Source organism: Rhodococcus sp. BP-261 (genome assembly GCF_019835205.1).
Classification (GTDB): domain Bacteria; phylum Actinomycetota; class Actinomycetes; order Mycobacteriales; family Mycobacteriaceae; genus Rhodococcoides; species Rhodococcoides kyotonensis_B.
The window spans coordinates 167,860-194,425 of sequence record NZ_JABUCO010000002.1 but is presented as its reverse complement, the minus strand read 5'-3'; the positions used below and the strand labels follow the sequence as shown (position 1 = coordinate 194,425).

Genomic DNA, 26,566 nt, shown 5'->3' with positions numbered 1-26,566 from the left:
GGGGCAGGGTCGGTCAATGCAAGATCCGTTCTCGAACGTGCGACGACGGGCGCTGAAAGATCCACCCCGGGAGGCCGGTGTCGCGCGGTGGCTGTCCGCCCGACGTGGCCTTTAGTGTGGTTCGTTGCGCGCAAAGGCGTGGATTGGCCCGCACCGACGGGGCGACGCCGAAGTTCGGTACGGCAATGGTCGCATGACCGTACTCGCGGATTGTTTCACGAGCGATTCTGCAGGCTTGTCGACGAGCACCCAATCTTCCACCGAAGATCCCTCCCGAGTGTCCGAGCCACCGACCGCACATCGACGACCGGGACGAACCGCGCGACCTGCGTCGTGCACGACAGGTCTCCACCACGATCGACCGAACGAATCGCCGACCGAGGCCGAAGCTGTTCATTCCCTACGACGGACATGTGCGCTTACACACACCGCGAACTAGAACATACAATAATGCGCCGCCCCCTTTATGGCCGATCACTATTGAGGAATCGAGCCTACGTCGGAGACCGTTACAGATCTCGACAATGGCTGGCGCGCAACCCAAGTCGTCATACGAAAATCGGCGGATAAATCGACGCCGAATCCATACGAATCGGTCGTTACGGGGCTAGTGGTCGATTTTTCCGACCGAACCGGTCGTGTGGATTGTTCTGCGCGATCGTGCAACTCCGACAACGACGAATATCGCTGCAAGCGAACAGAGAACGTACTCCGGGATCGCCCCGAGATCGGTGGCGACCGTCGTGTCGTGACGCAGCTCGATCTGCGAGACCAGCGCATCGGGAACGAACAGCTCCGTCCGTTGCGTCACAGCCCCGCTGGGCGACACGATCGCGCTGACACCGCTCGTTGCTGCCACGACGACCGACCTGCCGTGCTCCACGGCTCGTACGCGCGACATCGCCAGTTGTTGATAGGTCATCTCGGTATCGCCGAAGGTTGCGTTGTTGGTCGGTATCGCGATGAATTCCGCACCGGAGCGGACGGATTCGTTCAACGCACGGTCGAATGCCACCTCGTAGCACGTCGCGATGCCGGCGGTGATTCCGTCCGCGTGAACGACACCGTTGCCGGTCCCCGGCACGAAGTAACCGGCACGATCGGCGTACTCGGAGAACAGCCGGAAGAAGCTACGCCACGGCAAGTATTCGCCGAACGGCTGAATGATCTTCTTGTCGTGGCGCTCCCCCGGCCCTGCTGCGCCGTCCCACACGATGACCGAGTTGGTGGTCGTGCGATCGTCGTTGACCAGAACGGATCCGACGAGGATGGGCGCGCCGACCGCCTCGGACGCCGCGGTGATCTCGGTGGCCGCATCTGCGTTGCGGAGCGGATCGATGTCCGACGCGTTCTCCGGCCACACCACGAGGTCGGGCGCGGGCGTGCGGCCGGCACGCACGTCGTCGGCAAGACTCAGCGTTTCGCGAACGTGGTTGTCCAGCACCGCGCGACGCTGTGCGTTGAAGTCGAGCCCGAGGCGCGGGACGCTTCCCTGAATCGCCGCGACGGTGATGGTGCGCGAATCCGGATCGTGCGAGTCCCCGATGAGCATCGGTGCCACGGCAAGGGCGACGATCGACGCACTCGCGGCGACGGAGACGCCGACGATGATTCCGCGAAGGCGTTTCTCGAGCAGCGCGACAGCCACCGCGGCCAGTCCGGTCCCCGTCAGTGCGACACCGAAGCTCAGGAGCGGGGCGCCACCGACGCCCGCGAGAGGCAGAAGCCACCCGTCGGGCTGTCCGAACGCGAGGCGACCCCACGGAAAACCACCGAACGGGAAACTGGATCGAGCCCATTCGACGAGGCTCCAGACGAGAGCGAGAGCCAGAGGCCACCACCGGGTCCGTGCCGCGACGACGGCGAGCACGCCGAACAGTCCGGTGAAGACCGATTCCGCCGTCGCCAGCGCGAGCCACGGAAGTGGTCCGACGTACACACCGATCCACGGCAACAACGGAACGAAGAAGCCCAAGCCGGCGAGCAGTCCGTATCCGAAACCGGCCTTCTTCGACTGTGGACCGTCTCCCCGCCCTCTGACGAGCACGAGGACCAGCAGTGCGATCGACAACGGTGCCAGGAACCATAGCGTGCGGGGTGGGAAGCTCAAATAGAGCAGCAGACCCGACGCCACGGAGACAGCACTCGACGCGGCGACCCTCGTGATCGCCCGAGGGTCACGCTTCATGGATCACGCGCCCGCGATGAACGGTGCGCAGGCAACGCGGGCTCGGCGAGTCCAGCTCGAGCGGCGGCAGAGGCGGCACTCCCGCTCTCGGATCGGTGGACCACCGCTGAACGCCATCCTTCGGGGCCTTCACGACGAGTTCGGGCGCGTCCCACATCGCGAAACTGGCAGGCGCTCCCGGCGTCAACGTCCCCGCCAGCCCGTCGCGCACACCGCCTGCTCGCCACGCGCCCCTGGTGGCAGCGGCGAACGCTGCGCGCGGCGAGACTCCGCTACCGGCTGTGTGGTGACCGACCGCAGCGCGTAGTACCGCCCACGGGTCCATCGACGTCGCCGGTGCGTCGGATCCGAATGCCAGGGATACGCCCGCGGAGGCCAACGGTGCCAGCGGATTCAGTGCACGCGCGCGGTCCGCGCCGAGGCGTTGTGCGTACATGCCGTCGTCACCTCCCCAGAGGCGGTCGAACCGCGGTTGCATGCTCGCGATGACGCCCCACGCCGCGAGCGACGCGGCGTGGTCGACGGAAACCATCTCCAGGTGTTCGACGCGGTGGCCGCGCGCGGCCAGCGCTGGACCACCCACCGAGGCGGCGACACGCGCGAAGCCGTCGACGACGGCTGTCACCGCAGCGTCACCGATGGCGTGGAATCCCGCCTGAACACCGACTTCGGTGCACGCGGCGACGTGCGCAGCGATCGCGTCGACGTCGAGGTACGACGTGCCTCGGCCGTGGACGTCGGTGTAGTCGTCGGTGAGCCACGCGGTGTGCGATCCGAGGGAACCGTCGACGAACACGTCGCCCGCCAGTCCGTGCGCACCCGTCCGTGCGAGCAGGTCCCGGGCCTCCGCGGCGCTGGTGACCGCTTCGCCCCAGTAGCCGCGGACCTCCACCCCGTGCTCGGTGGCCAGGAGTTCGGTGAAGTCACCCAGACCCGATACGTCGGGGCCACCGCACTCGTGCACTGCGCAGATCCCGGCTGCGGCCGCCGCGTCGAGCATTCGCCGACGGGCCGCTTCACGTGCGGCGGGGGTCAGCAGGGATCGAGCGGCGGCGCGAACCACGTGATGAGCCGCAGCGGTCACCGGCAGCTCCGGGTGGAAGCCGATCGCGTTCGCAAGGTCCGGGCACGCCGCGCGCAGGGCCGTCGAGCACGCGGCGGAATGCGAGTCGACGCGCGTCAGATACACGGCGCGGCCGGGGGCGATGGCGTCGAGCTCGGAGGTGGTGGGTGCTCCCCCGTCCGGCCAGTGCGACTCGTCGAAGCCGTGACCCCAGATCACCGCGTCGTCGGTTCGCGCGGCGTGACGGCGGAGTTCGTCCAGACACTGAGCATGGGACCGGGACGCCGACAGGTCCAACCCGCCGAGCAGCAGCCCGTGTGCCGTCGTATGAACATGTGCGTCGACGAAGGCGGGAGCGACGAAGGCCCCCGCGAGGTCGAACTCCTCGGCACCCGGATGAAGTGCGCGGCCGGTTCGGTCTTCGCCTGTCCACGTGACGATTCCATCGGTGACGGCCATCGCCGTGGCGTCGGGAGCGGAAGCGCTGTAGATCCGCCCGCCGAGAAACAGTTGGGTGCTCACGGCTGACCAGTCTGCCCTCAGCGGGTCGGCTTATCGAAATCCCGTCCGTCGATCTCGATGATGCGCCCGCTGGTGCTCGGGTACTGCCCCGCGTACGTCTCACCGATCACCTCGCCGTCGATGACGGTCGGTCGCATTCTGCGCGTCGCGACCGCGATGCTCGGCATCCAGCGGGCAGCAGCGGCCAGCACCAGCGGCCGCAGGGCCCACCGCGAGACCGGCAGCAGCAGCAGGATGCCGAACACTGTCGTCACCAGACCTGGTACGAACATCGCGACCGACCCGACCGCGAACAGAACACCGTCGGCGACCGCTCCCGCCGGCGTCCGTTCACCGCGACTGGCGGCGCGCAGACCCTCCATGACGCGGCGGCCCTGCGACCGTACGAGGACGAGCCCGACGACCGAACCTGCGATCAACAGCAGCACGGTCCACAGCACACCGATCGCGCTGCCGACCGCGACGAGTGCGGCCACCTCGACGACGACATAGAGGAGAAAGAGCGCAAACACGGTAGTTCCTTTCGTTGCCTGTATCGACAACGAACCGGGGTTCCGATTTTCTCCCGGATCGGACGACATTCCGTCGAGCAGCTAGGCCCCCGGCCGAACCAGTCCCGTTTCGTAGGCCAGAACGACGGCCTGGACGCGGTCGCGTAGACCGAGCTTTGTCAGTACACGCCCGACATGTGTCTTCACCGTCGCCTCGGACAACACCAGGCTGCCGGCGATCTCGGCGTTCGACAATCCTGTGGCGAGCAGTCCGAGCACCTCGCGCTCACGGTCGGTCAGCGCGTCGAGCATCGCCGGATCGCGAGTCGGCGTCGTGTCGCCGGAGATGAACCGTCCCAACAGGCGCCGCGTGACTTTCGGCGACACGACGGCGTCGCCACCCGCGATGCTCCGGATGGCGGAGACGAGATCCTCCGGTGGGGTGTCCTTGAGCAGAAACCCGCTCGCGCCCGCCTTCAACGCACCGATGACGTGCTCGTCGAGATCGAACGTCGTCATCACCAGAACACGTGCCTCGGAATTCGACTCGACGATGCGCGACGTCGCCGTCACGCCGTCGATGCCCGGCATCCGGACATCCATCAGTACGACGTCCGGCTTCAACTCGTCGACCTTCGCGAGCGCCGACGCACCGTCCGACGCTTCGCCCACGACGGACAGATCGTCCTGGGCGTCGAGGACCATCGTCAGGCCCATCCGCATCAATTCCTGGTCGTCGACGATGAGAACGGTGATCGGCACAGGGGACAACCTATCCCCCGCGGCCGATAAGTTCCGCAGGCTCCACTCCCGTCTATTCGAGTGGGAGCACCGCACGCACCACCCACTGGCCGTCGTCGGTACGGCCCGCGTCCAGGGTCCCCTGCAGGACGGCGACGCGTTCGCGCATGCCGAGGAGCCCGTTTCCGGTTCCCTGCACCGTGCTCGCAGTCGGTCCGACGTCGCGATTGATCACCTCGACGTGGACGCCGCTGTCCCGTCGGACGACCGACACGCGAGCTCTCGGCGCATGACCGCCGTGTCGCAGCACGTTGGTCAGCGACTCCTGGACGACACGATGTACTCCCAAGCTGATCGCGGGGCTGATGTCGTCGAGGTTTCCCGTCTGCTCGAGTTCGACGTAGAGGCCGGCCTTGGACATCATGTCCACCACCTTCGCCAGACCCGCTGTGCCGTACTGCGGCATGTCGTCGGTGTGAGGTGTCGTTCGCAGCAAGGCAACGGTCCGGCGCAGTTCGGCAAGCGCCTGCCTACCGGTCGCCGAGATGTTCGCGACGGCTTGTTCGGCCCGCTCGGGATCTTTGCGTATCGCGTAGGACGCACCGTCGGCCTGTACGACCATGACGCTCACCCCGTGGGCGATGACGTCGTGCAGTTCGCGTGCGATGCGCGTCCGTTCGAGGGCGACCGCCTCCTCGGCGCGGCGATCTCGGTCGTACTCGGCGACGACAAGGCGCGCTTCGACGGCCTCGTCGTACGCGCGCCGGGCGCCGAGGAACTCGGCCGCGATCCACGCCAGCGCATACATCATGGCGCCGAACACGACGCTGGTGATGAGGTCCTCGTCGAACAGAAGCAGCGCCAGTATCGAATCCAGGATCACCGCGATCAGATAGAACAGCGCGTCACGCCGACCCACGTAGGCCACCAACGTGTACAGCATGATCGGCAGCGCGAGCAGCGAGGGATGAAGGTTGGTCGTCTCTCCCAGTGCCGCGCCGGTCGTCGTGCCGAACAACGACACCACGAGCACCGCGACCGCGACCGTTCGAGGGTGCCGACGACGCCATGCGATCGGGGTGCAGACCGCCGAGGTGACCACACCGAACAGCACCCAATTCGTCGACTCGGCGTTGGCGACCAGCGCGACGACGTCGAGCACGACGAGCATTCCTGCGAGCAGCGAGTCCGCGACGAAGGGCTTGCCCCTGAGCCACAGGCTGAATCTCCGCATGTGATTGAGTTTGCCGTATGCGAGCAAGGGCCTTATGACCGCGGCGGACTGGGGATTGTTGATGGTGGCGGCCACTGCCGCCGGCTGGGTCGATGCGGTCGTCGGCGGCGGCGGATTGATCCTGCTACCCGCGATCCTGCTGGTCGCGCCGCAGCTGAGTCCCCAGGCAGCGCTCGCGACCAACAAGGTGACAGCCGTGTTCGGTACGGCCGCGGCCGTCGTGACATTCGCACGCAAGGTGGCTCTCGACTGGAAGATTCTCGTGCCGGCCGCGGTGCTCGCCGCGGTCGCGGCTGCCGGTGGCGCCGCGGCGGTGTCGCTGATCGACCGCGACCTGTTCATCCCGATCATCATGGTCGCGCTCGTCGGTGTCGCGGTGCTCGTGACGACGCGCCCGACCATCGGGACCGTCGCCGCAGCTCGCCCGCCGACGACTCGGAAGATTCTCGTCGTCGTGTTTCTCGCCGCCGGCTGCTTCGGCTTCTACGACGGCATTCTCGGCCCCGGCACGGGAACGTTCTTCATCATCGCGTTCGCGACGCTGCTCGGCACCGAGTTCGTGCGCAGCGCCGCGATGGCCAAGGTGCTCAATCTCGGATCCAACGTCGGGGCTCTGACGTTCTTCGCCGTGACCGGACACGTGCTGTGGCAGTTGGGCGCAGCGATGGCGGTGTGCAACGTGATCGGGGCCGTGCTGGGATCGCGTGCAGCGCTCGCACGCGGCGCCGGATTCGTGCGCGTCGTACTGCTCGTCGTCGTCGTCGGCATGGTTGTCCGCCTCGGCTGGCAACAATTCGGCTAATCTCCGTGTCTGTGACCCAGCCGCCCCACCGCGATGTCGATCCGGACTTCCGTGCGTTGCCGTGCGGCGAACTGGCCGCTGCTGCCCTGGACGTCGCGCGGCGCGCCGGTGCGTCGCACGCGGACTTCCGAGTGCAGCGCCTCACCACGCAATCGCTGAACCTGCGCGACGGCGTCGTCCAGTCGGCCGTGGACGGCTCCGAAATCGGCCTCGCAGTGCGCGTCGTCGTGGACGGTACGTGGGGTTTCGCGTCGCACAGCGATCTGTCGGTCGACGCGGCCGCGTCGACGGCACGCACTGCCGTCGACGTCGCCCAGGCACTCCGGTCGCTGAATCGCGAACGCGTCGAGCTCGCCGACGAGCCCGTGTACGCGAACGCGACATGGGTGTCGGAGTACGACGTCGATCCGTTTCACGTTCCGACCCGCGACAAGGTCGAACTGCTCACCGACTACTCCGCCCGCCTTCGCGCGTCGGACGGCGTCGATCACGTGACCGCTTCGGTACTGCAGGTCAAGGAACAGACGTACTACGCCGATCTGGCCGGCAGTTCGATCACGCAGCAACGAGTCCGGCTCCACCCCCAGCTCGAAGCGACGACGGTCGACACGGCCGCGGGCGCCTTCGAGACGATGCGCACTCTCGCCCCGCCGGTCAGCCGTGGGTGGGAGTACCTCGGTGCCGACAGCACGTGGGACTGGTCGGACGAGTTGACGCGCATCCCCGGATGGCTCGCCGAGAAGGTGAAGTCGCCGTCCGTCGTTCCGGGGCCGACCGACCTGGTGATCGACCCGACCAATCTGTGGCTCACGATCCACGAATCCATCGGTCACGCAACCGAGTACGACCGCGCTATCGGGTACGAAGCGGCGTACGCCGGTACGTCGTTCGCGACCCCGGACCAACTCGGCACACTGAAGTACGGCAGCGACATCATGCACGTGACGGCCGACCGCACGGAGGTGGGCGGGCTCTCCACCATCGGCTACGACGACGACGGCGTGGCCGCGCAGCAGTGGGATCTGATCCGTGACGGCGTCCTCGTCGGCTATCAACTCGACCGCGTGTTCGCGCCGAGGCTGGGACTCCCCCGCTCCAACGGGTGCTCGTACGCCGACTCGGCGCAGCACGTTCCGATTCAACGGATGGCGAACGTGTCTCTGCAACCGGATCCCGTCGTCGATCGCACCATCGACGATCTGGTCGCCTCGGTCGACGACGGGATCTACGTCGTCGGCGACAAGAGCTGGTCGATCGACATGCAGCGCTACAACTTCCAGTTCACCGGACAGCGGTTCTTCCGCATCAGGAACGGCGTGCTCGACGGCCAGGTGCGCGATGTCGCCTATCAAGCGACGACGACCGACTTCTGGGGATCGATGGATCTCGTCGGCGGCGTGTCGACGCGACGCCTCGGTGGCGCGTTCAACTGCGGAAAGGCGCAGCCCGGTCAGGTCGCGGCCGTCAGTCACGGATGTCCCGCTGCCGTCTTCCGTGGAGTGAACGTTCTCAACACGCGATCGGAGGCAGGCCAGTGATTCCCGGTCACGAGGTCGTCGAGCGGGTGCTCGCACTCGCCACGGTCGACGACACGTTCGTCATCGTCACCGACTCCAGCGAGGCGTCGTTGCGCTGGGCCGGAAATTCGATGACCACCAACGGAATCGGAATTTCGCGACACTGGACCGTCGTCTCCGTGGTCCGTGGATCGAGCGACACGAAGGTCGCGACGATGTCGTCGACGAGCGTCGACCCGGACGAGATCGCGTCGATCGTCGCAGCGTGCGAGAACACCGCTCGCGCAGCCGAACCCGCCGAGGATGCGATGCCACTCGTCACCGGCACCGGCGATCCGGACGACTGGGCCGCCGACACCGCGCTCACGAGCATCGGCGTGTTCGGCCGTTTCACCGAGGACCTCGCCGCGGGCTTCGCCGGCCGGGACCAGCTGTACGGCTTCGCCCATCACCGCCTCGACACGGTCTGGCTCGGATCGACGTCGGGGATCCGGCGCCGTTTCACGCAGCCCACCGGCTCGATCGAGATCAACGGCAAACGCGACGACGCGAGTGCCTGGGTCGGCGCGAGCACCAAGCACTTCGACGACGTGAACGTCGCCTCGTTGCTGAGTGACCTGTCGACGCGGCTGGGGTGGGCTTCGACGCAACTCGATCTTCCAGCAGGACGATACGAGACGTTGCTACCGCCGTCGGCCATCGCCGATCTGATGATCTACCTGATGTGGACGATGGAAGGCCGGGGAGCGCAGGAAGGTCATACGGCGTTGTCGCGGCCGGGCGGCACACGCGTCGGCGAGAAGCTCGGTTCGATTCCCCTGACGCTGTTCTCCGATCCGAACTACGCCGGGCTCGAGTACTCGCCCTTCGTCGCGACCGGTGCGTCCAACGATTCGGTCTCGGTGTTCGACAACGGAATGGCCACCTCGCGCGTCGACTGGGTACGTGACGGTGCCGTCGGAGCGCTGGCGTACCCGCGGTTCCTCGCCGACAAGTACGACACCGACCCCGTGATCCCCGGCGACAACCTCGTCCTGACGGGCGGCAGCGACGCCGACCTGGACGCGATGATCGCACGCACCGAGCGTGGACTGCTGCTGACGACGCTGTGGTACATCCGAGAGGTCGATCCCGCCACGTTGCTGCTCACCGGACTGACCCGTGACGGCGTCTACCTCGTCGAGGACGGAACGGTCACCGGAGCCGTCAACAATTTCCGCTTCAACGAGAGCCCACTGGATCTGCTGCGCCGCGTCACCGAGGCCGGGGCGACGGAGAAGACGCTGCCCCGGGAGTGGAAGGACTGGTTCACGCGAACGGCGATGCCGCCGTTACGTATTCCTGATTTCCACATGTCCTCGGTGAGCAAAGCACAGTAGGACTACTTCTCCGGTCCTGAGATCTCCAGCGCGATGTTGTCCGGGTCACGGAATTCCAGGATGCTCAGGCCTTCGCCGGCCGACTTGATGCCCTCGTGACGAATTCCCAGTTCGTCGAGGGTCGCCACGGCGTTCTCGAGATCGTCGTAGGTCGCGACGGCGAAGCTCAGGTGGTCGAGGCCTGCGCGGTCTTCGTCGAACCGATCCTCGCCCGGCGCAACCGGACGAAGGCCGAACAGTCCCCCGGCGAACGAGTAGATCACTCCCCCGAACAGAAACCACAGCGCCTTCTTGGTCTGCTCGTCGGCGTTCGGATCCCACTCGTACGCGACGTCGAAGCCGAACACGTCGTCGTAGAACTTCCGCGAGACGTCTATGTCGCTGACGGTGATGCGCACGTGGTGGAAATCGGTAGCTGCTATCGCCATGGTGTGTCTCTCCTCGTCGAAGACCTGTCGCCGTCGCGCTGCCCGCGTGCCACCCCGCCGGAGAGTGCACCGCCGCGCGTGAGTCGAAACGCGCGAAGCCCAATCCGGTCAGGATTCGAGAAGTATCACGGCGGCGCTGGAACTAACGTATTCCGCGTGAACCCACCGAGGGAGAGGCGACAACGGATGGCAGCGAGTGCGAGCACACGGTCACCCGAGATGCACGTGGCCGACAGCCACGATCTGATTCGAGTCCAGGGCGCGCGGGTCAACAACCTGCAGGACATCAGTGTCGAGATCCCCAAACGCCGACTGACCGTGTTCACCGGCGTGTCCGGTTCGGGCAAGAGCTCTCTCGTGTTCAGCACGATCGCCGCCGAGTCGCAGCGCATGATCAACGAGACGTACAGCGCGTTCGTCCAAGGTTTCATGCCGACGCTCGCGCGGCCCGACGTCGATGTGCTCGACGGCTTGACCACTGCGATCATCGTCGATCAGCAGCGGATGGGTGCCAATCCGCACTCGACGGTCGGCACTGCCACCGACGCCAACGCGATGCTGCGCATCCTGTTCAGCCGCCTCGGTACGCCGCACATCGGGTCGCCTCAGGCGTTCTCGTTCAACGTCGCGTCGATCTCCGGCGCCGGAGCCGTCACCGTGCAGAAGGGCGGGCGTGAGACCAAGGAGAAGCGGACCTTCTCGATCACCGGCGGCATGTGTCCGCGTTGCGAGGGACGCGGGTCGGTCAGCGACATCGACCTGACGGCGCTGTACGACGACAGCAAGTCCCTCAACGAGAGTGCGATCACGATCCCCGGATACAGCATGGAGGGGTGGTACGGCCGAATCTTCCGTGGCTGCGGCTACTTCGACCCCGACAAGCCGATCGCCGAATTCACCAAGCGGGAACTGAACGATCTCCTCTACCGCGAGCCGACCAAGATCAAGGTCGAGGGCATCAACCTCACCTACTCGGGTCTCGTTCCTCAGATCCAGAAGTCGTTCCTGTCCAAGGACGTCGACGCGATGCAGCCGCACATCCGCGCGTTCGTCGAGCGTGCGGTGACGTTCCAGACGTGTCCGGAGTGCGACGGGACCCGTCTGAACGAGGGTGCGAGGTCGTCGAAGATCAAGGGAATCTCCATCGCCGACGCGTGCGCGATGCAGATCAGCGACCTTGCGAAATGGGTGGGCGGGCTGAAGGAACCGTCCGTCGCACCCCTGCTCGAGTCGCTCGGCAAGACGCTCGACTCGTTCGTGCAGATCGGACTGGGCTACTTGTCGCTCGAGCGTCCCGCAGGCACGCTCTCCGGTGGTGAAGCTCAGCGCACCAAAATGATTCGGCACCTGGGTTCGTCGCTCACCGACGTCACCTACGTGTTCGACGAGCCGACCACCGGTCTGCATCCGCACGACATCCAGAACATGAACGACCTTCTGCTGCAACTGCGGGACAAGGGCAACACCGTTCTCGTCGTGGAACACAAACCCGAAACGATCGTGATCGCCGATCACATCGTCGATCTCGGGCCCGGGGCCGGATCCGCCGGTGGCACAGTATGTTTCGAGGGCACGGTCGACGGCCTGCGCTCGAGCGACACGATCACCGGACGGCACTTCGACGACCGAGCGACGCTGAAGGAGTCCGTCCGGGAGTTCACCGAGGTCGTCGAGATCCGCGGCGCCGATACGCACAACCTGCAGAACGTCGACGTCGACGTGCCGCTCGGGGTGCTGACCGTCGTCACGGGCGTCGCGGGCTCCGGCAAGAGCTCGCTCATCCACGGGTCGCTGTCCGGGTTGGACGACGTCGTCGCAATCGATCAGGGCGCGATCCGCGGGTCGCGTCGTAGCAATCCTGCGACGTACACCGGGCTGCTCGAGCCGATCCGCAAGGCGTTCGCGAAGGCGAACGGCGTCAAGCCTGCTCTGTTCAGCGCGAATTCGGAAGGCGCCTGCCCGACGTGCAACGGCAACGGTGTCATTTACTCGGACCTGGCGATGATGGCAGGCGTCGCAACCCCGTGCGAGGAATGCGAGGGCAAGCGCTTCCAGGCATCGGTCCTCGAATACCACCTCGGCGGCAAGGACATCAGCGAGGTGCTCGAGATGTCGGCGGCGGAAGCGCACGAGTTCTTCGGTGAGACGTCGAAACTGGCTGCGGCGCACAAGATCCTGACGCGTTTCGTCGACGTCGGCCTCGGCTACATCAAACTGGGTCAACCGCTGACCACCCTCTCCGGCGGAGAGCGTCAGCGCCTCAAGCTCGCGACCCACATGGGCGAGAAGGGCGGAATCTACGTTCTCGACGAGCCGACGACCGGCCTCCACCTGGCCGACGTCGAACAGCTGCTCGGTCTGTTGGATCGTCTCGTCGATGCGGGCAAGTCGGTCATCGTGATCGAACATCATCAAGCGGTCATGGCACACGCGGACTGGATCATCGACCTCGGCCCCGGCGCCGGTCACGACGGCGGTCGCGTCGTCTTCGAGGGCACGCCGACCGATCTCGTCGCCGACCGGTCCACGTTGACGGGCGAGCATCTCGCGGCGTACGTGGGGCGCTAGCCCTCGTGCGCGCGAATACATAGCCCTCTATGTATTCGCGCGCACATGGGGTGCATGACGCGTCATCATCCGCTGAGCGCGGTCGAACACCGCGGCCCTCACGTCTTCGGGGCCGAGCAGTTCACAGTCGTCTCCGAGCATCCATACCGTCGAACAGGCATGTGCCACACCGCCGAACAGTGCGTCGAGTCCGATCCACCCGTCGTGCGGCGCCGACGTCTCGTCCACTCGAATCGCGGTGGCGGCGACGTGGTCCAGCTGATCGGGCCGCACACGCAGTCGAACGGACACGGTGTCCCGACTCGATCTGAACCGTCGGCGACCGGCATCCCACAGCGCACCGAGATCGACCCTCGTACTCCTGCGGGCGTCGTCGTCCAGTAGTTCCGCACGGCGAATCCGAGACACCCGATAGGTCCGTTCGTCCCCGTCCACCGTCGCCATCAGGTACCAGTGCCCGGCGGCGTACACGAGTCCGATCGGGTCCACCGTCCGCACGCTCGGCGTCCCGCTACGGCCTGCGTAGTCGAGCCGTAGTCGGCGCCCGAGAAAGACGCCGCGCTGAACGACGTCGAGATACTCGTCTCGTTCGGGGTCTCGGAGCCAGCCTTCGGGTCGGACCAGTACGCGGTCGGCCACCGACGTCGCGACGCGTCGCTGCTCGTCGGGCAAGGACGCCGCGACCTTGCGCATGGCGGACGCGAAGGCCGACCCCATGCCGAGCGACGCCGACGCGTCCGCGGACATGAGCGCTGTCGCCTCCTCCGCGGTCAAGCCGGTGAGGTCCGTCGTGAAGCCGGGAAGAAGCTCGAAACCTCCGTGACGACCGCGTTCGGCGAACACCGGGAAGCCCGAGGTGGACAAGGCGTCGATGTCCCGCAGAACCGTGCGCTCCGAGACTTCGAGCTCGACAGCCAGCTGCGACGCGGACATGCGCCCTCGATTTCTCAGCAGAAGAACCAACGAGATCAATCTGTCCGCACGCACTCGCCGATCGTCGCACGAATACACGACAGAAGATGTCATGTATTCGACGTTGACTTCTACTCGTACCGTTCGAATCACGACGAAACGAGAGATCATGACCGACATCACGCTCGATCCCCGGCACCTCTACCGCGACGCGCTGGCCTGGGTCGCCGATCTGATGGAAGCAACTCGCGACGACCAGATGACGCTGCCGACGCCGTGCCCGGACTTCGACGTCCGAGCGCTGGTGGGGCACCAGATCGCGGGTGTGCGACGCGCCAGGACGATGGCACTGGGCGGCGACCCGACGACCGTGCCGGTGGTGCTCACCGGGTTCGACGACGCGGCTGCCGCGTATCGAGAGGAGGTCCGACTGGCGCTCGAGGCATGGGAGGGTGAGAACATACTCGACATGACGGTCACGGCGCCGTGGGGAACCGTGCCCGGCCGCGCAGCGGTGTGGGCGTACATCAACGAAACCCTCGTTCACGGATGGGATCTGGCGGTGTCGACGGGTCGACCGTCCGAGGCTGAACCTCGGCTCGTGGAACCCGTGCTCGCCGCCGCCGCGCGCGCGATTCCCGCCGAGCCTCGCGACGTCATGCCTTTCGACGACGTGGTCGAACCCGCCGCCGACGCCGGCCCGACCGAACGCCTCGTCAATTGGTCCGGTCGGGCCAGTGCTCCGTGGGTGGGTGCCGCGTCACGCTGAGCCGTCGAACACCCGGGTGCCCGCGAGGTAGGTGGCGCGGACGTCGAGGTCGGCGATGTCTTCCGGCGGGACGGTGCGCGGATCGGCGGACAGCACGACGAAGTCCGCGTACTTGCCGACTTCGATGGAGCCGATCTCGTTCTCCGAGAACAGTTGCCAGGCCGCGTCGATGGTCTGAGCGCGGATGGCCTGTTCGACGGTCAGCCGTTGTTCCGGACCGGAGACGTGCCCGTTCGGTGTGGTTCTCGTGACTGCGACGGCGATGTTGCGCAGGGGTTCCTCCGGCGTGACGGGAGGATCGTTGTGCAGGGAAACCCTCATACCTGCCCTTACGGCCGACCCGGCCGGCATCCACCTCGACCCGTGCTCGGGCCCGAAGAGTCCGTCGACGAGAACGTCACCCCAGTAATGGATCTGGTCGACGAACAGGCTGCACGTCACGCCGAGCGATACCGCGCGTGCGATCTGATCGTCGCGGATCGCGCCGACGTGTTCGAGGCGCAGCCGGTGGTCCGGACGGGGGTGACGGGTGAGGACGCTGTCGTACACATCCAGAATCGTGTCGATCCCGTTGTCGCCCATGACGTGACACGCCAACGGCCATCCCAGCGGAAAGTAGGCGTCGACGATTTCGGTCAGCTGTTCGCGGGTGTAGTTAGCGTGCCCGCACGATCCCGGCTCGACGCCGATGGCAGCGGTGGCGTCGGTGTCGAGGTACGGGAACGTCAGGTCGATGTTGCCGATCCACGGCGAACCGTCCACCCATATCTTGATTCCTGTAGCGCGCACCATGTCGTCGCCCGCACCAGGGGTGGAGCGCGCGGTCATCGTCGGATTGGACATCTCGTAGGTACGAAGGCGAACCGTCAGCGCTCCCTGCGTGTTCAACGCCTCGACGAGCGGGCCGAACTTCGGGTCGTACGCCATCTCGGAACACGTCGTCAGCCCGGCGCGATTGAGCCGAGCGCACTCCTCGGCCAGCATCTGCGGATAGGAGCCGGCATTCATCGCAGACGAGACGAGCGGAAACACCGCCGCAGTCTCTCGGGCCGAACCGTCGAGCTCGCCGCTCGCATCACGCCCGTAGGCCGCGCCCTTCGGGTCGGGTGTGGTGCGGTCCAATCCGTGCAGACGGGCCGCCACGGAGTTGAAGAACGCGAGGTGGCCCGAGTTGTGCAGGATCACGAGCGGCGTATCCGGTGCGACGGAGTCGAGCCACGCCAGGGTCGGCTCCGGAAGGCCCTTCTGCAGCAACGCATCCCACCCGCTGAGGAATGCGCCGTCGTCACCGCGGCGCCCGACCTCGTCACGCACGGCCTGCACTACGGCGTCGGCGTCGCGAACGGTGACAGGACGGATGTCCACCATCCGATCGGACAGCACCACCGCCTCCATCAGCGGATGGCCGTGCGCCTCGACCAGACCGGGCATCACGCATCCGTCGCCGATGTCGACGACGTGTGTGCTCGGGCCGATCTCGGAGTCGAGTTCCGCTCTGGTGCCCACCGCACAGATACGGCCGTCCCGCACCGCGACGCCTTCTGCGGTGGGGCGACTCGAGTCCACGGTCAACACGGTTCCGACAAGGACAAGATCGGCGTACGACGACATCCTTACCTCCCGAAAAGGAAGTATGCAGGTCGCGTCAGGCGGGCGCCACCGAAATGCCGACGGTGCCGGTCTTGCCGCGCCGAAGCGTACTGCCGGTGACGGTCAGCCAGCCGAGAATGCCGTACTTCCGTGCGATCGCGCGACGAACCTTGTCGGTGGCGGGACCGTCCAGTATCTCGGCGAAGCCGTTTTGCGCCTCGCCCTGGATCTTCCCGCGCGCCGTGCAGGGCGCTACCGTCACACGGCCGTTGCGCCTGATCCTCTTGACCTTCCACGAATCGGAGGTCGTCCACACCAGTAGGCGGTCGCCCTCACGAACACCCCACAGTGGCGTCGCGACGGGCGTGCCGTCCTTCTTGAACGTGGTCAGCGAGACGTACTTTCCGTCGGCGATCTCCTGGAACGTGGGCATACGACCAGCGTACGGCTACTCCCCCTCCAGATCGCCTTCCGTCTGCAGATACACCTGGCGTAGTTCACCGAGGATCTTCGGATCCGGTTCCGCCCACATGCCGCGCTCGGTCGCCTCGAGCAGCCGTTCGGCGATGCCGTGCAGCGCCCAGGGGTTCGACTGTTGCATGAACTTCTGGTTCTGCTCGTCGAGAACGTATGTCTCGGCGAGCTTCTCGTACATCCAGTCGGCGACGACGTCGGTCGTCGCGTCGTACCCGAAGAGATAGTCGACGGTGGCCGCCATCTCGAACGCGCCCTTGTACCCGTGCCTGCGCATCGCCTCCAGCCACCGCGGATTGACGACGCGGGCCCGGAACACCCGGGTGGTCTCCTCCGACAACGTACGGGTGCGTACGGTGTCCGGCCTCGTACTGTCACCGATGTAGGCCTCCGGTGACGTGCCCGTCAGCGCGCGCACCGTAGCGATCATGCCGCCGTGGTACTGGAAGTAGTCGTCCGAGTCGGCGATGTCGTGCTCGCGCGTGTCGGTGTTCTTGGCCGCCACGGCAATTCGGCGGTACGCCGTGCGCATGTCGTCCGACGCGGGCACACCGTCCAGGCCGCGGCCGTATGCGAAACCGCCCCACGTCGTGTAGACCTGCGCGAGGTCCTCGTCGCTACGCCAGGTCTTGCTGTCGATCAGCTGCAGTAAGCCTGCCCCGTACGTTCCTGGCTTGGACCCGAAGATACGCGTCGTGGAGCGTCGTTCGTCGCCGTGCTCGGCGAAATCGGCCTGTGTGTGCGCGCGGACGAAGTTTCGGTCCGCAGGCTCGTCGAGCGCGGCGACCAGACGCACCGCGTCGTCGAGCAACGCCAGGACGTGCGGGAACGCGTCGCGGAAGAATCCGCTGATGCGCACGGTGACGTCGATGCGCGGGCGTCCCAGTTCCCCCAGGTCGATGACCTCGAGCGTCGTGACGCGCCGCGACGCCTCGTCCCACACCGGCCGGACTCCGAGCAGCGCGAACACTTCCGCGACGTCGTCACCGGACGTGCGCATCGCGGACGTGCCCCACACGGACAGGCCGACCGATTTCGGCCACTCGCCGTGATCCTTCCGGTACCGCTCGAGCAGGGAGTCGGCCATCGCCTGCCCGGTCTCCCAGGCAAGCTTCGACGGGACGGCCTTGGGATCGACGGAATAGAAGTTGCGGCCGGTGGGCAGGACGTTGATCAGTCCGCGCAGCGGTGAACCGCTCGGCCCCGCGGGGACGAAACCGCCGTCGAGGGCGTGCAGCACCTGCTCGATCTCTTCGGACGTACCGCGCAGTCTCGGAACGACCTCGGAGGCGGCGAACCGAAGAATGTCGGCGACGACGGATCCGTGCTCCCCGGCAACCGTGTCCGCTGCCGCCGGATCCCATCCTGCCGCCTGCATCGCCGCGACGAGACCGTGCGCGACGGACTCGATGTCGTCGACGCGTGTGCGTGCTTCGTCGCCGCCCTCGCTCAGACCGAGCGCCTCGCGCAGACCGGGAACCGACTGTTCTCCACCCCACATCTGCCGCGCGCGCAGCATCGCGAGCACCAGTTCGACCTCACTGTCACCGGCGGGCGCCTGCCCGAGAACGTGGAGTCCGTCGCGGATCTGAACGTCCTTGATCTCGCACAGCCACCCGTCGACGTGCAGCAGCATGTCGTCGAACACGTCCTCGTCGGGGCGTTCTTCGAGACCGAGATCGTGGTGCATCTGCGCCGCCGTCATCAGCGTCCAGATCTGCTGGCGGATCGCCGGGAGCTTCGCGGGGTCGAGTGCCGAGATGTTCGCGTGTTCGTCGAGTAGCTGTTCGAGGCGCGAGATGTCGCCGTAGCTTTCCGCTCGCGCCATCGGCGGGATGAGATGGTCGACGAGGGTCGCGTGCGCACGACGCTTTGCCTGGGTGCCCTCGCCGGGGTCGTTGACGAGGAAGGGGTAGATCAGCGGGAGGTCGCCGAGTGCCGCGTCGGTGCCGCACGAGGCGGACATACCGAGTGTCTTACCCGGCAGCCATTCGAGGTTGCCGTGCTTGCCGAGATGCACCATTGCGTCGGCGCCGAAACCACCGTCGTCCTGCGACGCCTGAATCCAACGGTACGCGGCGAGGTAGTGGTGACTCGGCGGGAGATCGGGATCGTGGTAGATCGCGACGGGCTTCTCACCGAACCCGCGCGGAGGCTGGACCATGATCACGACGTTGCCGAATTGCATTGCTGCGATGACGATTTCGCCGTCCTTGTCGGACGATCGGTCGACGTACATGTCGCCGGGTGCCGGGCCCCAGTGCTCCTCGACGGCCGAGGTCAGCTCGTCGGGCAGCTGGGCGAACCACGATCGGTACCGCGCTGCCGAGATGCGAATCGGATTACCCTCGAGTTGCTCGTCGGTGAGCCAGTCCGGGTCCTGACCGCCGCGTGCGATCAGGGCGTGGATCAGCGCGTCACCGTCACGGGCCGCCAGCCCCGGAATGGCGTCCGGCCCGTCGACGGGTCCGAGATCGTATCCAGCGGAACGCATCTCGGTCATCAATGCGATCGCACTGGCAGGCGTATCGAGTCCGACGGCATTGCCGATGCGCGCGTGCTTGGTCGGGTACGCCGAGAACATCAACGCGATGCGGCGTTCCGGCGTCGGGATGCGACGAAGTTTCGCGTGCCGCACGGCGATTCCCGCGACGCGGGCTGCTCGCTCGTGATCGGGCACGTAGGTGGTCAGGCCGTCGCCGTCGATCTCCTTGAACGAGAACGGAACCGTGATCAGGCGGCCGTCGAACTCCGGGACCGCGACCTGGGTTGCCACATCGAGCGGAGAGAGTCCGTCGTCGTTTGCTTCCCAGGTTTCGCGGCTGCTGGTCAAGCACAGTCCCTGCAGTATGGGCACGTCGAGCGCGGCGAGTTCGGCGACGTCCCATGCCTCGTCGTCACCGCCTGCCGATGCGCTCGCCGGCTTGGTACCACCGGCGGCCAGGACCGTCACGACCATCGCGTCGGCTTGTTTCAGGGTCTCGAGAAGTTCGGGCTCCGCGGTGCGCAACGACGCACAGAAGATCGGAAGAGCTCGTCCCCCTGCATTTTCCACGGCCGTGCACAGCGCATCGATGTAGGTCGTGTTTCCGGCGAGGTGCTGGGCACGGTAATACAGAACGGCGACGACAGGAGCGGAGCCTGCGGAGTGACCCGATGGCACAGGGGCGGAATCGGTGGTTCGAGTCGGTTGGCGCTCCAGAATCCCCCACGTCGGGGTGTGCAGTGGTGCCGAGAATCCGTTGCCGGTCAGCAAGACCGTGTCGGACAGGAACGCGTGCAGCTGCACCAGGTTCTCGGGGCCGCCCTCGGCGAGGTAGTTGTGCGCCTGGGTCGCGACGTTGGCCGGAACCGTCGACAGCTCCATCAACTCGGCGTCCGGTGCCTGTTCGCCACCCAGCACGACGACGGGAAGTCCGGATGCGAGGACGGCGTCGACGCCTTCTTCCCATGATCGCCTCGAACCGAGGATGCGCAGGACGATCAGATCGACGCCGTCGGCCAGCGCGGGAATGTCGTCGGCGAGCAGTCGGGACGGGTTGCCCCACCGGTAGTCGGCGCCGCTGGCGCGCGCACTGAGCAGGTCGGTGTCGGACGTCGACAGCAGCAAGATCACGGGTAAAGCCCTCCTGAAGGGTTTCGCGCCCTTCTACGTCGATCGACAGCGTCGAACGAGAGTGTCGAACGAGAGTCTCGTGCTGCGATCCGAGAGGGTCTGGCTTTCACAGTGGCGCGACCGCACCGGGATTGCACCGGGTTTCCTCTCGGACGAAGCCTTGTCGGGACGGAATGCTACCCGGGTGTGTTCGATGCCGACGTGGACGCCGTCGATACCGCTTGTAGCCTCGACGACATGAGTTCGACCGACCCGCGTGAGCACCCGGACCGCTGCCCCGGTGCGCTGACGATGCATCAGGCTGCCGACGGCGGCCTCGCGCGTGTCCGCCTGCCCGGTGGCCGGCTCACGCCCGATGCGATGGTGCAGCTCGCGCATGCGGCCTCCGAGCTCGGCGACGGCAAGCTCGAACTCACGTCACGCGCGAACGTGCAGTTCCGCGGCATCACCGACGGCGACGCGCTGGCGGAGCGTCTGGCGTCGGCGGGGCTGCTTCCGTCCGCGACGCACGAGCGCGTGCGCAACATCCTCGCGTCACCACTGTCCGGCCGTGTCGGCGGACTCGCAGACGTGCGTGCTCTCGTCCAGCGTCTCGACGAGGCGCTGTGCTCCCGCGATACGTTGGCGGAATTGCCTGGTCGGACGCAGTTCGCGCTCGACGACGGCCGAGGAGACGTCACCGCCTTGCAGCCCGACTTCGGCGTCCAGGCGATCACGCCCGAGGAGTTCGCGCTGATACTCGCGGGAGCCGACACCAATGTGCGCATCGATGCGGAGGACGTGGTGGACGTCTTGCTCGACGCCGCACAGGTATTCGTCGACCTTCGGGACACGCAATGGCGGCTGTCCGAGCTGTCCGACGGACCGGCCCGAGTGCTCGACCAGCTGGGGCTCGGTGCCGGAGAACCCGAAGAACTCGACTCGTCCGGGGCGGACGAGGCGCCGATCGGTTGGATGACGCAGGACGACGGCCGTGTCGCCCTCGGCGGCGTGCTCGCGATGGGGGTGCTCGACGCCCGTCTCGGGGAGTTCCTGGCCGCGATCGAACGGCCGCTCGTCGTGACGCCCTGGCGCGGCATCGTCGTGTGCGATCTCGACGAAGGTGCCGCCGACACCGTCGTTCGAGTGCTCGCACCGATGGGACTGATCTTCGACGCATCCTCGCCGTGGGCGCAGGTCAGTGCATGTACCGGATCACCGGGGTGCGAGAGGTCCCACGCCGATGTGCGCGGCGACCTCACGCAGGCGGTCGAGAGAGGTGCCGTCGAGGCCGGACGTCGCCAGCACTGGTCCGGATGCGAGCGGCGATGCGGTAAACCGAAAGGCGACGTCGTCGACGTCGTCGCCGGACCCACCGGCTACCGGGTGTCCTGACGCCTCGTAGCACTCCCCTATCGTGAACTTCATGTACGACTACATCCGCGACGGTGCGGAGATCTACCGGCAGTCCTTCGCGACCATTCGGGCGGAGGCCGATCTGTCGGCATTCGCACCCGACGTCGCGCAGGTCGTCGTCCGGATGATCCACGCATGCGGTGAAGTCGATCTGACCGAGGTCGTCGCTGCCACCGACGACGTCGTCTCGAAGGCCCGCGCCGCGCTGAGGGCAGGCGCGCCGATTCTGTGCGACGCCAACATGGTGGCCGCAGGCGTCACGCGTCGGAGATTGCCTGCCGACAACGACGTGCTCTGCACATTGTCCGATCCAGCGGTTCCCTCTCTCGCCGAGAAGCTCGGCACCACGCGCACCGCGGCGGCGCTCGAGCTGTGGGGCGAGAAGCTGGACGGCGCGGTCGTCGCGATCGGTAACGCTCCGACAGCTCTGTTCCATCTGCTCGAGATGCTCGCTGCAGGTGCTCCCCGACCGGCCGCGATCGTCGGCGGCCCTGTCGGATTCATCGGTGCAGCCGAGTCGAAGGAAGACCTGATCGCGTCCGAGCTCGGGCTCGACTACATCGTCGTCCGCGGTCGGCGCGGTGGAAGCGCCATCACGGCGGCCGCCGTCAACGCCATTGCGAGCGAGGAAGAATGAGCGTGCAACACGGGAAATTGTGGGGCGTCGGGCTCGGCCCGGGCGATCCGGAACTGGTGACCGTCAAGGCCGCCCGCGTCATCGGCGAGGCCGACGTCGTCGCCTTCCACAGTGCGCGGCACGGCCGAAGCATCTCGCGGGGCGTCGCTGCTGCCTACATGCGCGACGGCCAGATCGAGGAACACCTCGTCTACCCCGTCACGACGGAGGCGACGGACCACCCGGGTGGATACCAGGGCGCGATCGACGAGTTCTACGAGGAATCCGCGGACCGACTCGCTGCCCACCTGTCCGCAGGTCGGTCGGTAGTTCTTCTGGCAGAGGGCGATCCGCTGTTCTACAGCTCGTACATGCACATGCACAAGCGGTTGTGCGATCGATTCGACGTCGAGGTCGTTCCTGGCGTGACGTCGGTGAGCGCGGCGTCGGCGGCGTTGGCCACACCGCTCGTGGAACGCGACGAGGTCTTCACGGTCCTGCCGGGAACCCTGCCCGTCGAGGAGCTGACGCGTCGCCTCCGCACCACCGACGCGGCCGCGATCATGAAGCTGGGCCGCACCTACCCGAATGTCGTTCGTGCGCTGCGGGAGTCGGGACGCTTGGACGAGGCGAAGTACGTCGAGCGGGCGAGCACACCCGCGCAGCGTGTTCTCGCCGCGGCCGAGGTCGACCCATCCGAGGTGCCGTACTTCTCGATCGCGATCGTTCCGAGCCCCGTCAACAACCCGGTGGCAGCACGCGGCGCGAGCACGACAGGTGAAGTGGTCGTCGTCGGACTCGGTCCTGGCGCGGACCGGTGGACCACCGACGAGGTGCGCCGGGAACTGGCGGCCGCGACCGATCTGGTCGGGTACGTCACCTACGTGGATCGAGTGCCGGTGCGCCCCGGGCAGACTCGCCACATCAGCGACAACAAGGTCGAGTCCGAACGTGCCGCGTTCGCGCTCGATCTGGCCAAGCGCGGCAAGCGTGTCGCCGTCGTCTCGTCCGGCGATCCAGGCGTGTTCGCGATGGCATCCGCCGTCGTCGAGGTCGCGGCGGAACCCCAGTGGTCCGGCGTGCCCGTCCGAGTCGTTCCGGGAATGACCGCAGCGAACGCCGTGGCGAGCCGAGTCGGCGCACCGCTCGGCCACGACTACGCCGTCATCTCGCTGTCGGATCGCTTGAAGCCGTGGGACGTCGTCGCGCAGAGGCTGTCCGCCGTGGCAGCCGCCGACATGGCGATCGCGATCTACAACCCTGCGTCGAAGTCGCGTACGTGGCAGGTGGCGGCGATGCGCGATCTCCTGCTCGAGCATCGTGGGCCGGACACACCGGTGATCATCGGTCGTGCGGTCGGCAGCGACGACGAGACGGTACGGACGGTGCGCCTCGCGGACCTCGATCCCGCGGACGTCGACATGCGGTGTCTGCTCATCATCGGCTCGTCGCAGACCACGGTCGTCGAGACCGGCAGCGGTACGCAGATATTCACGCCGCGGCGTTATCCCGAGGTGGCAGCCAACCCGTCATAGGTGGTCGTCCAACCAGGTCACGACGTCGCCGACCGAATCCGTCTCGAGGTCGCCGTGCGGGGGCCGCGGTCGTTCGATCATGACGACCGGCAGCCCGAGTTCACGCGCGACGACCAGCTTGGCTTCGGTCATCGCTCCCCCGCTGTTCTTCGACACGATCAGGTCGATGCGCCGACTCCGCATCAGGTCACGTTCGGCGTCGACGGTGAACGGGCCACGCGCCAGCAGCAACTCGTGTTGTGGGGGCAAGTCGACGTCGGGCGGATCGATGCTTCGGACGAGGAACCACGATGCCGCATCGCCACCGAACGCGCCTACGCCCTGACGTCCGATCGTCAAGAACACCCGCCGAGGCCTGTCGCCGACGATCGTTGCCGCGTCCTGCACCGACGCCGCGGCCGTCCAGCGGTCGCCGGGTCCGGGAACCCACGCCCGACGACGCAGCGCCGCAACGGGAATCGACGTCGTGGCGCCGGCCGCGACCGCGTTCTCCGAGATCTGCGCGGCGAACGGGTGAGTCGCGTCGACGACGGCACCGATCTTGTGTTCTCGAATCCAGGACGCGAGACCGTCGACGCCACCGAAACCGCCGACGCGGACACGTCCGGCGGGCAGCAATGGATCCCGCACACGACCCGCCAGCGACGTCACGACATCGAATCGGCCGTCGCCGTCGAGAGACTGCGCGAGGGCGCGCGCGTCGGACGTGCCTCCCAGAATCAGAACTTTCACGGCTTGACCGAAACCCACTGCGCGACGGGCAGTTGCGGACGCCAGCTCGTGAACGACCCCAACGGTTCACCGCGATAGATCTGAAACTTTCGCAGCGACCCGCCGTAACGCGAAACGCACTGCAGCAACAGCGCTTCCGACTCGGCAGTGACGGCGTTGGCGACGACGCGGCCACCGGATCGCACCCGTGCCCAGCACGCGTCGAGCATGCCGTCCTGGGTGAGCCCACCGCCGATGAAGAGTGCGTCCACCGGACCGTCGTCCGCCAAGTCCTCGAACGCAGACGGTGCGGCTCCGACGCATCGCAACGCAGGCACCCCGAGCGTCGACGCGTTCTGCGTGATCTGAGTTCGCCTGTGCGGCGCCGATTCGAAGACGACCGCACGGCATCGGGGATCGGTGCGCATCCATTCGATGGCAATGGATCCCGAGCCGCCGCCGACGTCCCACAGCGTCTCGCCCGGAGACGGTGCGAGTGCGCCGACAGTGAGCGCGCGCACTTCCGCCTTGGTCAGCTGCCCGTCTCCGGCGTACGCGGTGTCGGGCAGACCGGGAACGCGCGTGAGCCTGGTCGTTCCGGAGAAGATGCATTCGATCGCGACGACGTTCAGCGCATCGGCCGCCCCCTCGGCCCACGTGTTCGCGGTGGAACGAACAGAGCGCTCCGCAGGGCCGCCCAGCTGTTCCAGCACGGTGACACGCGACTCGCCGAACCCGTTCTGCCGCAACAACTCTGCGACAGCGCCCGGAGTGGTGCCGTCACGCGAGAGCACCAGCACGTTCACCCCGTCGGCGAGGGCAGGACCGAGCGCCCCGACGGGAGTGTTCACCAGGCTGACCGTCGTCGTGGTGTGCACTGCCCATCCCATCCGCGCGCAGGCCAACGACAGCGAGGACGGGGCGGGTATCACGTGCAGTCGGTCGGCGCCGAACACCCGCGTCAGCGTGACGCCGATCCCATGGAACATCGGGTCGCCGCTCCCCAGCACGCAGACCGAACGGCCGTCGAACTCGTCGATCGCACCGCGCAGCGTCGGCAGCATCGGACTGGCCCACTGCCGTTTTCTCGCGTCCGGCACCGGTACCGATTCCAACTGTCGGGCGGACCCGAACACGACGTCGGCCCGTTCCACGATCGCACGCGTCGCATCGGACAGTCCGTTCCAACCGTCGGCGCCGATACCCACGACGTCGATCGGTACGTCCACGGAGGCAGGCATCAGCGCGGCATCCTTCGCCAGATCCACGCCGGAAGCAGATTCATGACGATGTTGATCGGCGCGAGGATGCCGGGAATCCACACGCGGGCCCTACCGGCCTTCACTGCCCGCGCGGTCGCGTCGGCAACCTGCCCCGGCGTGCTCGAGAACGGCGCGGGAGTCATGCCCTCGGTCATCGAACCGATGACGAACCCTGGGCGCACCAGGAGCAACGACACACCGGATCCGTGCAACGCATCGGTCAAGCCGGATGCGAACCCATCCAAGCCGGCCTTGGCGGAACCGTAGACGTAGTTGGCCTTGCGCACACGCTTGCCCGCGATCGAGGAGAACACGACGAGCTGTCCGCGTCCCTGCGCCCGCAGCAGATTCGCGGCGTGCGTCAGCACGGACACCTGCGCCACGTAGTCCGTGTGCACGACGGCCACCGCATGCTCGGCGTCGACCTCGGCACGCGCTTGATCACCGAGGATCCCGAAGGCGAGGACGACGGTGCCGAGCGGTCCGTGTTCGTTCGCCACCGCTTCGAGCAAGGGGCGGTGTGAACTCAGGTCGTCGGCGTCGAACTCGACGGTGACGACGTCACGCGCGCCCGCCGCGCGTACCCGCGCCACCTGCTCGGACAGATCGTCCTTCCGCCGCGCTGCCAGTACGACGGTTCGTCCCTGCGCGAGCCGAACGGCCAGCTCGACGCCGATCTCGCTGCGGCCGCCGAGCAACAGAAGTGTCCCGTGGTCGTAAGTGGTCGTCACGTCACACAGTCTGTCCGATTAA

Annotated in this window: 21 protein-coding genes; 8 read left to right on the top strand and 13 right to left on the bottom strand. The window is 66.8% G+C overall.

What is annotated here, in order from left to right; translation table 11 throughout:
- Positions 1 to 607: 607 nt before the first annotated feature.
- From lnt to HQ354_RS03255, 5 genes are all read right to left on the bottom strand, one after another.
- Positions 608 to 2,188: an apolipoprotein N-acyltransferase gene (lnt, locus tag HQ354_RS03275; protein ID WP_222634164.1), complete on the bottom strand. Its 1,581-nt coding sequence runs from the start codon at positions 2,186 to 2,188 to the stop codon at positions 608 to 610.
- On the bottom strand, positions 2,178 to 3,773 hold the full coding sequence (locus tag HQ354_RS03270) for an amidohydrolase family protein (protein WP_308115108.1): 1,596 nt from the start codon (positions 3,771 to 3,773) through the stop codon (positions 2,178 to 2,180). The genes lnt and HQ354_RS03270 overlap by 11 nt, the downstream gene beginning before the upstream one ends.
- Before the next feature lie 17 nt (positions 3,774 to 3,790).
- Positions 3,791 to 4,285 (bottom strand): FxsA family protein, encoded by a 495-nt coding sequence (locus HQ354_RS03265; protein WP_308115107.1) that lies wholly within the window; start codon positions 4,283 to 4,285, stop codon positions 3,791 to 3,793.
- Between the two features lie 81 nt (positions 4,286 to 4,366).
- Entirely contained in the window at positions 4,367 to 5,026 is a 660-nt protein-coding gene (locus HQ354_RS03260) for a response regulator transcription factor (protein ID WP_167677803.1), read from the bottom strand.
- A gap of 52 nt (positions 5,027 to 5,078) precedes the next feature.
- The gene (locus tag HQ354_RS03255; protein WP_068425853.1) at positions 5,079 to 6,239 is read right to left on the bottom strand and encodes a sensor histidine kinase; all 1,161 of its coding nucleotides are present in this window, start codon (positions 6,237 to 6,239) and stop codon (positions 5,079 to 5,081) included.
- A gap of 34 nt (positions 6,240 to 6,273) precedes the next feature.
- Here HQ354_RS03255 and HQ354_RS03250 point away from each other — a divergent pair, with 34 nt between their 5' ends.
- From HQ354_RS03250 to HQ354_RS03240, 3 genes are read left to right on the top strand one after another with little or no spacing between them, the layout of a single operon-like run.
- A complete protein-coding gene (locus tag HQ354_RS03250) occupies positions 6,274 to 7,041 on the top strand; it encodes a TSUP family transporter (protein ID WP_222634163.1) in 768 nt (255 codons plus the stop codon).
- 11 nt (positions 7,042 to 7,052) lie between these two features.
- Positions 7,053 to 8,579 (top strand): TldD/PmbA family protein, encoded by a 1,527-nt coding sequence (locus HQ354_RS03245; protein WP_222634162.1) that lies wholly within the window; start codon positions 7,053 to 7,055, stop codon positions 8,577 to 8,579.
- A complete protein-coding gene (locus HQ354_RS03240; protein WP_068424097.1) occupies positions 8,576 to 9,937 on the top strand; it encodes a metallopeptidase TldD-related protein in 1,362 nt (453 codons plus the stop codon). The genes HQ354_RS03245 and HQ354_RS03240 overlap by 4 nt, the downstream gene beginning before the upstream one ends.
- A gap of 2 nt (positions 9,938 to 9,939) precedes the next feature.
- Here HQ354_RS03240 and HQ354_RS03235 read toward each other — a convergent pair whose 3' ends face one another.
- Positions 9,940 to 10,365 carry a VOC family protein gene (locus HQ354_RS03235; RefSeq protein ID WP_114329424.1) on the bottom strand — a complete coding sequence of 142 codons (426 nt, stop codon included), beginning with the start codon at positions 10,363 to 10,365 and terminating at the stop codon, positions 9,940 to 9,942.
- A gap of 186 nt (positions 10,366 to 10,551) precedes the next feature.
- Here HQ354_RS03235 and HQ354_RS03230 point away from each other — a divergent pair, with 186 nt between their 5' ends.
- A complete protein-coding gene (locus HQ354_RS03230; protein ID WP_167677801.1) occupies positions 10,552 to 12,933 on the top strand; it encodes an excinuclease ABC subunit UvrA in 2,382 nt (793 codons plus the stop codon).
- A gap of 27 nt (positions 12,934 to 12,960) precedes the next feature.
- Here the strand turns inward: HQ354_RS03230 and HQ354_RS03225 are convergent, their stop codons facing one another.
- Positions 12,961 to 13,959, bottom strand: a complete 999-nt coding sequence (locus HQ354_RS03225) for a YafY family protein (RefSeq protein ID WP_261768439.1) — start codon at positions 13,957 to 13,959, stop codon at positions 12,961 to 12,963.
- 55 nt (positions 13,960 to 14,014) lie between these two features.
- Here HQ354_RS03225 and HQ354_RS03220 point away from each other — a divergent pair, with 55 nt between their 5' ends.
- Positions 14,015 to 14,614, top strand: a complete 600-nt coding sequence (locus HQ354_RS03220) for a TIGR03086 family metal-binding protein (RefSeq protein ID WP_167677799.1) — start codon at positions 14,015 to 14,017, stop codon at positions 14,612 to 14,614.
- Here the strand turns inward: HQ354_RS03220 and HQ354_RS03215 are convergent.
- The 3 genes from HQ354_RS03215 to cobN are packed head-to-tail and all read right to left on the bottom strand — an operon-like array spanning position 14,606 to position 20,294.
- Positions 14,606 to 16,225, bottom strand: coding sequence for an amidohydrolase (locus HQ354_RS03215; protein ID WP_167677797.1), 1,620 nt, complete (start codon positions 16,223 to 16,225; stop codon positions 14,606 to 14,608). The two genes, HQ354_RS03220 and HQ354_RS03215, sit on opposite strands and share 9 nt — an antisense overlap.
- 34 nt (positions 16,226 to 16,259) lie before the next feature.
- Positions 16,260 to 16,637, bottom strand: coding sequence for a PPOX class F420-dependent oxidoreductase (locus tag HQ354_RS03210; protein WP_068424107.1), 378 nt, complete (start codon positions 16,635 to 16,637; stop codon positions 16,260 to 16,262).
- A gap of 15 nt (positions 16,638 to 16,652) precedes the next feature.
- Entirely contained in the window at positions 16,653 to 20,294 is a 3,642-nt protein-coding gene (cobN, locus tag HQ354_RS03205) for a cobaltochelatase subunit CobN (protein WP_222634161.1), read from the bottom strand.
- A gap of 237 nt (positions 20,295 to 20,531) precedes the next feature.
- On the opposite strand from cobN, the gene cobG reads away from it, so the two are divergent.
- Genes cobG through cobJ form a run of 3 tightly spaced genes read left to right on the top strand, consistent with a single transcriptional unit; the run spans position 20,532 to position 23,840 of the window.
- A complete protein-coding gene (gene cobG / locus HQ354_RS03200; RefSeq protein ID WP_222634160.1) occupies positions 20,532 to 21,668 on the top strand; it encodes a precorrin-3B synthase in 1,137 nt (378 codons plus the stop codon).
- A gap of 31 nt (positions 21,669 to 21,699) precedes the next feature.
- Positions 21,700 to 22,326, top strand: coding sequence for a precorrin-8X methylmutase (locus tag HQ354_RS03195; RefSeq protein ID WP_222634159.1), 627 nt, complete (start codon positions 21,700 to 21,702; stop codon positions 22,324 to 22,326).
- Positions 22,323 to 23,840, top strand: a complete 1,518-nt coding sequence (gene cobJ, locus HQ354_RS03190) for a precorrin-3B C(17)-methyltransferase (protein WP_222634158.1) — start codon at positions 22,323 to 22,325, stop codon at positions 23,838 to 23,840. The genes HQ354_RS03195 and cobJ overlap by 4 nt, the downstream gene beginning before the upstream one ends.
- Here cobJ and HQ354_RS03185 read toward each other — a convergent pair.
- From HQ354_RS03185 to HQ354_RS03175, 3 genes are read right to left on the bottom strand one after another with little or no spacing between them, the layout of a single operon-like run.
- Positions 23,835 to 24,572, bottom strand: coding sequence for a cobalt-precorrin-6A reductase (locus HQ354_RS03185; protein WP_308115106.1), 738 nt, complete (start codon positions 24,570 to 24,572; stop codon positions 23,835 to 23,837). The two genes, cobJ and HQ354_RS03185, sit on opposite strands and share 6 nt — an antisense overlap.
- On the bottom strand, positions 24,569 to 25,792 hold the full coding sequence (gene cbiE, locus HQ354_RS03180; protein WP_222634156.1) for a precorrin-6y C5,15-methyltransferase (decarboxylating) subunit CbiE: 1,224 nt from the start codon (positions 25,790 to 25,792) through the stop codon (positions 24,569 to 24,571). The genes HQ354_RS03185 and cbiE overlap by 4 nt, the downstream gene beginning before the upstream one ends.
- On the bottom strand, positions 25,792 to 26,553 hold the full coding sequence (locus tag HQ354_RS03175) for an SDR family NAD(P)-dependent oxidoreductase (RefSeq protein WP_222634235.1): 762 nt from the start codon (positions 26,551 to 26,553) through the stop codon (positions 25,792 to 25,794). Before HQ354_RS03175 ends, cbiE begins: the two co-directional genes overlap by 1 nt.
- Positions 26,554 to 26,566 lie beyond the last annotated feature (13 nt).

Coding starts and splice junctions, on each gene's coding strand:
- lnt (WP_222634164.1), bottom strand. CDS start 2,188: ATGAAGCGTGACCCTCGGGCGATCACGAGGGTCGCCGCGTCGAGTGCT.
- HQ354_RS03255 (WP_068425853.1), bottom strand. CDS start 6,239: ATGCGGAGATTCAGCCTGTGGCTCAGGGGCAAGCCCTTCGTCGCGGAC.
- HQ354_RS03250 (WP_222634163.1), top strand. CDS start 6,274: ATGACCGCGGCGGACTGGGGATTGTTGATGGTGGCGGCCACTGCCGCC.
- HQ354_RS03235 (WP_114329424.1), bottom strand. CDS start 10,365: ATGGCGATAGCAGCTACCGATTTCCACCACGTGCGCATCACCGTCAGC.
- HQ354_RS03230 (WP_167677801.1), top strand. CDS start 10,552: ATGGCAGCGAGTGCGAGCACACGGTCACCCGAGATGCACGTGGCCGAC.
- HQ354_RS03225 (WP_261768439.1), bottom strand. CDS start 13,959: ATGACATCTTCTGTCGTGTATTCGTGCGACGATCGGCGAGTGCGTGCG.
- HQ354_RS03220 (WP_167677799.1), top strand. CDS start 14,015: ATGACCGACATCACGCTCGATCCCCGGCACCTCTACCGCGACGCGCTG.
- HQ354_RS03215 (WP_167677797.1), bottom strand. CDS start 16,225: ATGTCGTCGTACGCCGATCTTGTCCTTGTCGGAACCGTGTTGACCGTG.
- HQ354_RS03210 (WP_068424107.1), bottom strand. CDS start 16,637: ATGCCCACGTTCCAGGAGATCGCCGACGGAAAGTACGTCTCGCTGACC.
- cobG (WP_222634160.1), top strand. CDS start 20,532: ATGAGTTCGACCGACCCGCGTGAGCACCCGGACCGCTGCCCCGGTGCG.
- HQ354_RS03195 (WP_222634159.1), top strand. CDS start 21,700: ATGTACGACTACATCCGCGACGGTGCGGAGATCTACCGGCAGTCCTTC.
- cobJ (WP_222634158.1), top strand. CDS start 22,323: ATGAGCGTGCAACACGGGAAATTGTGGGGCGTCGGGCTCGGCCCGGGC.
- cbiE (WP_222634156.1), bottom strand. CDS start 25,792: ATGCCTGCCTCCGTGGACGTACCGATCGACGTCGTGGGTATCGGCGCC.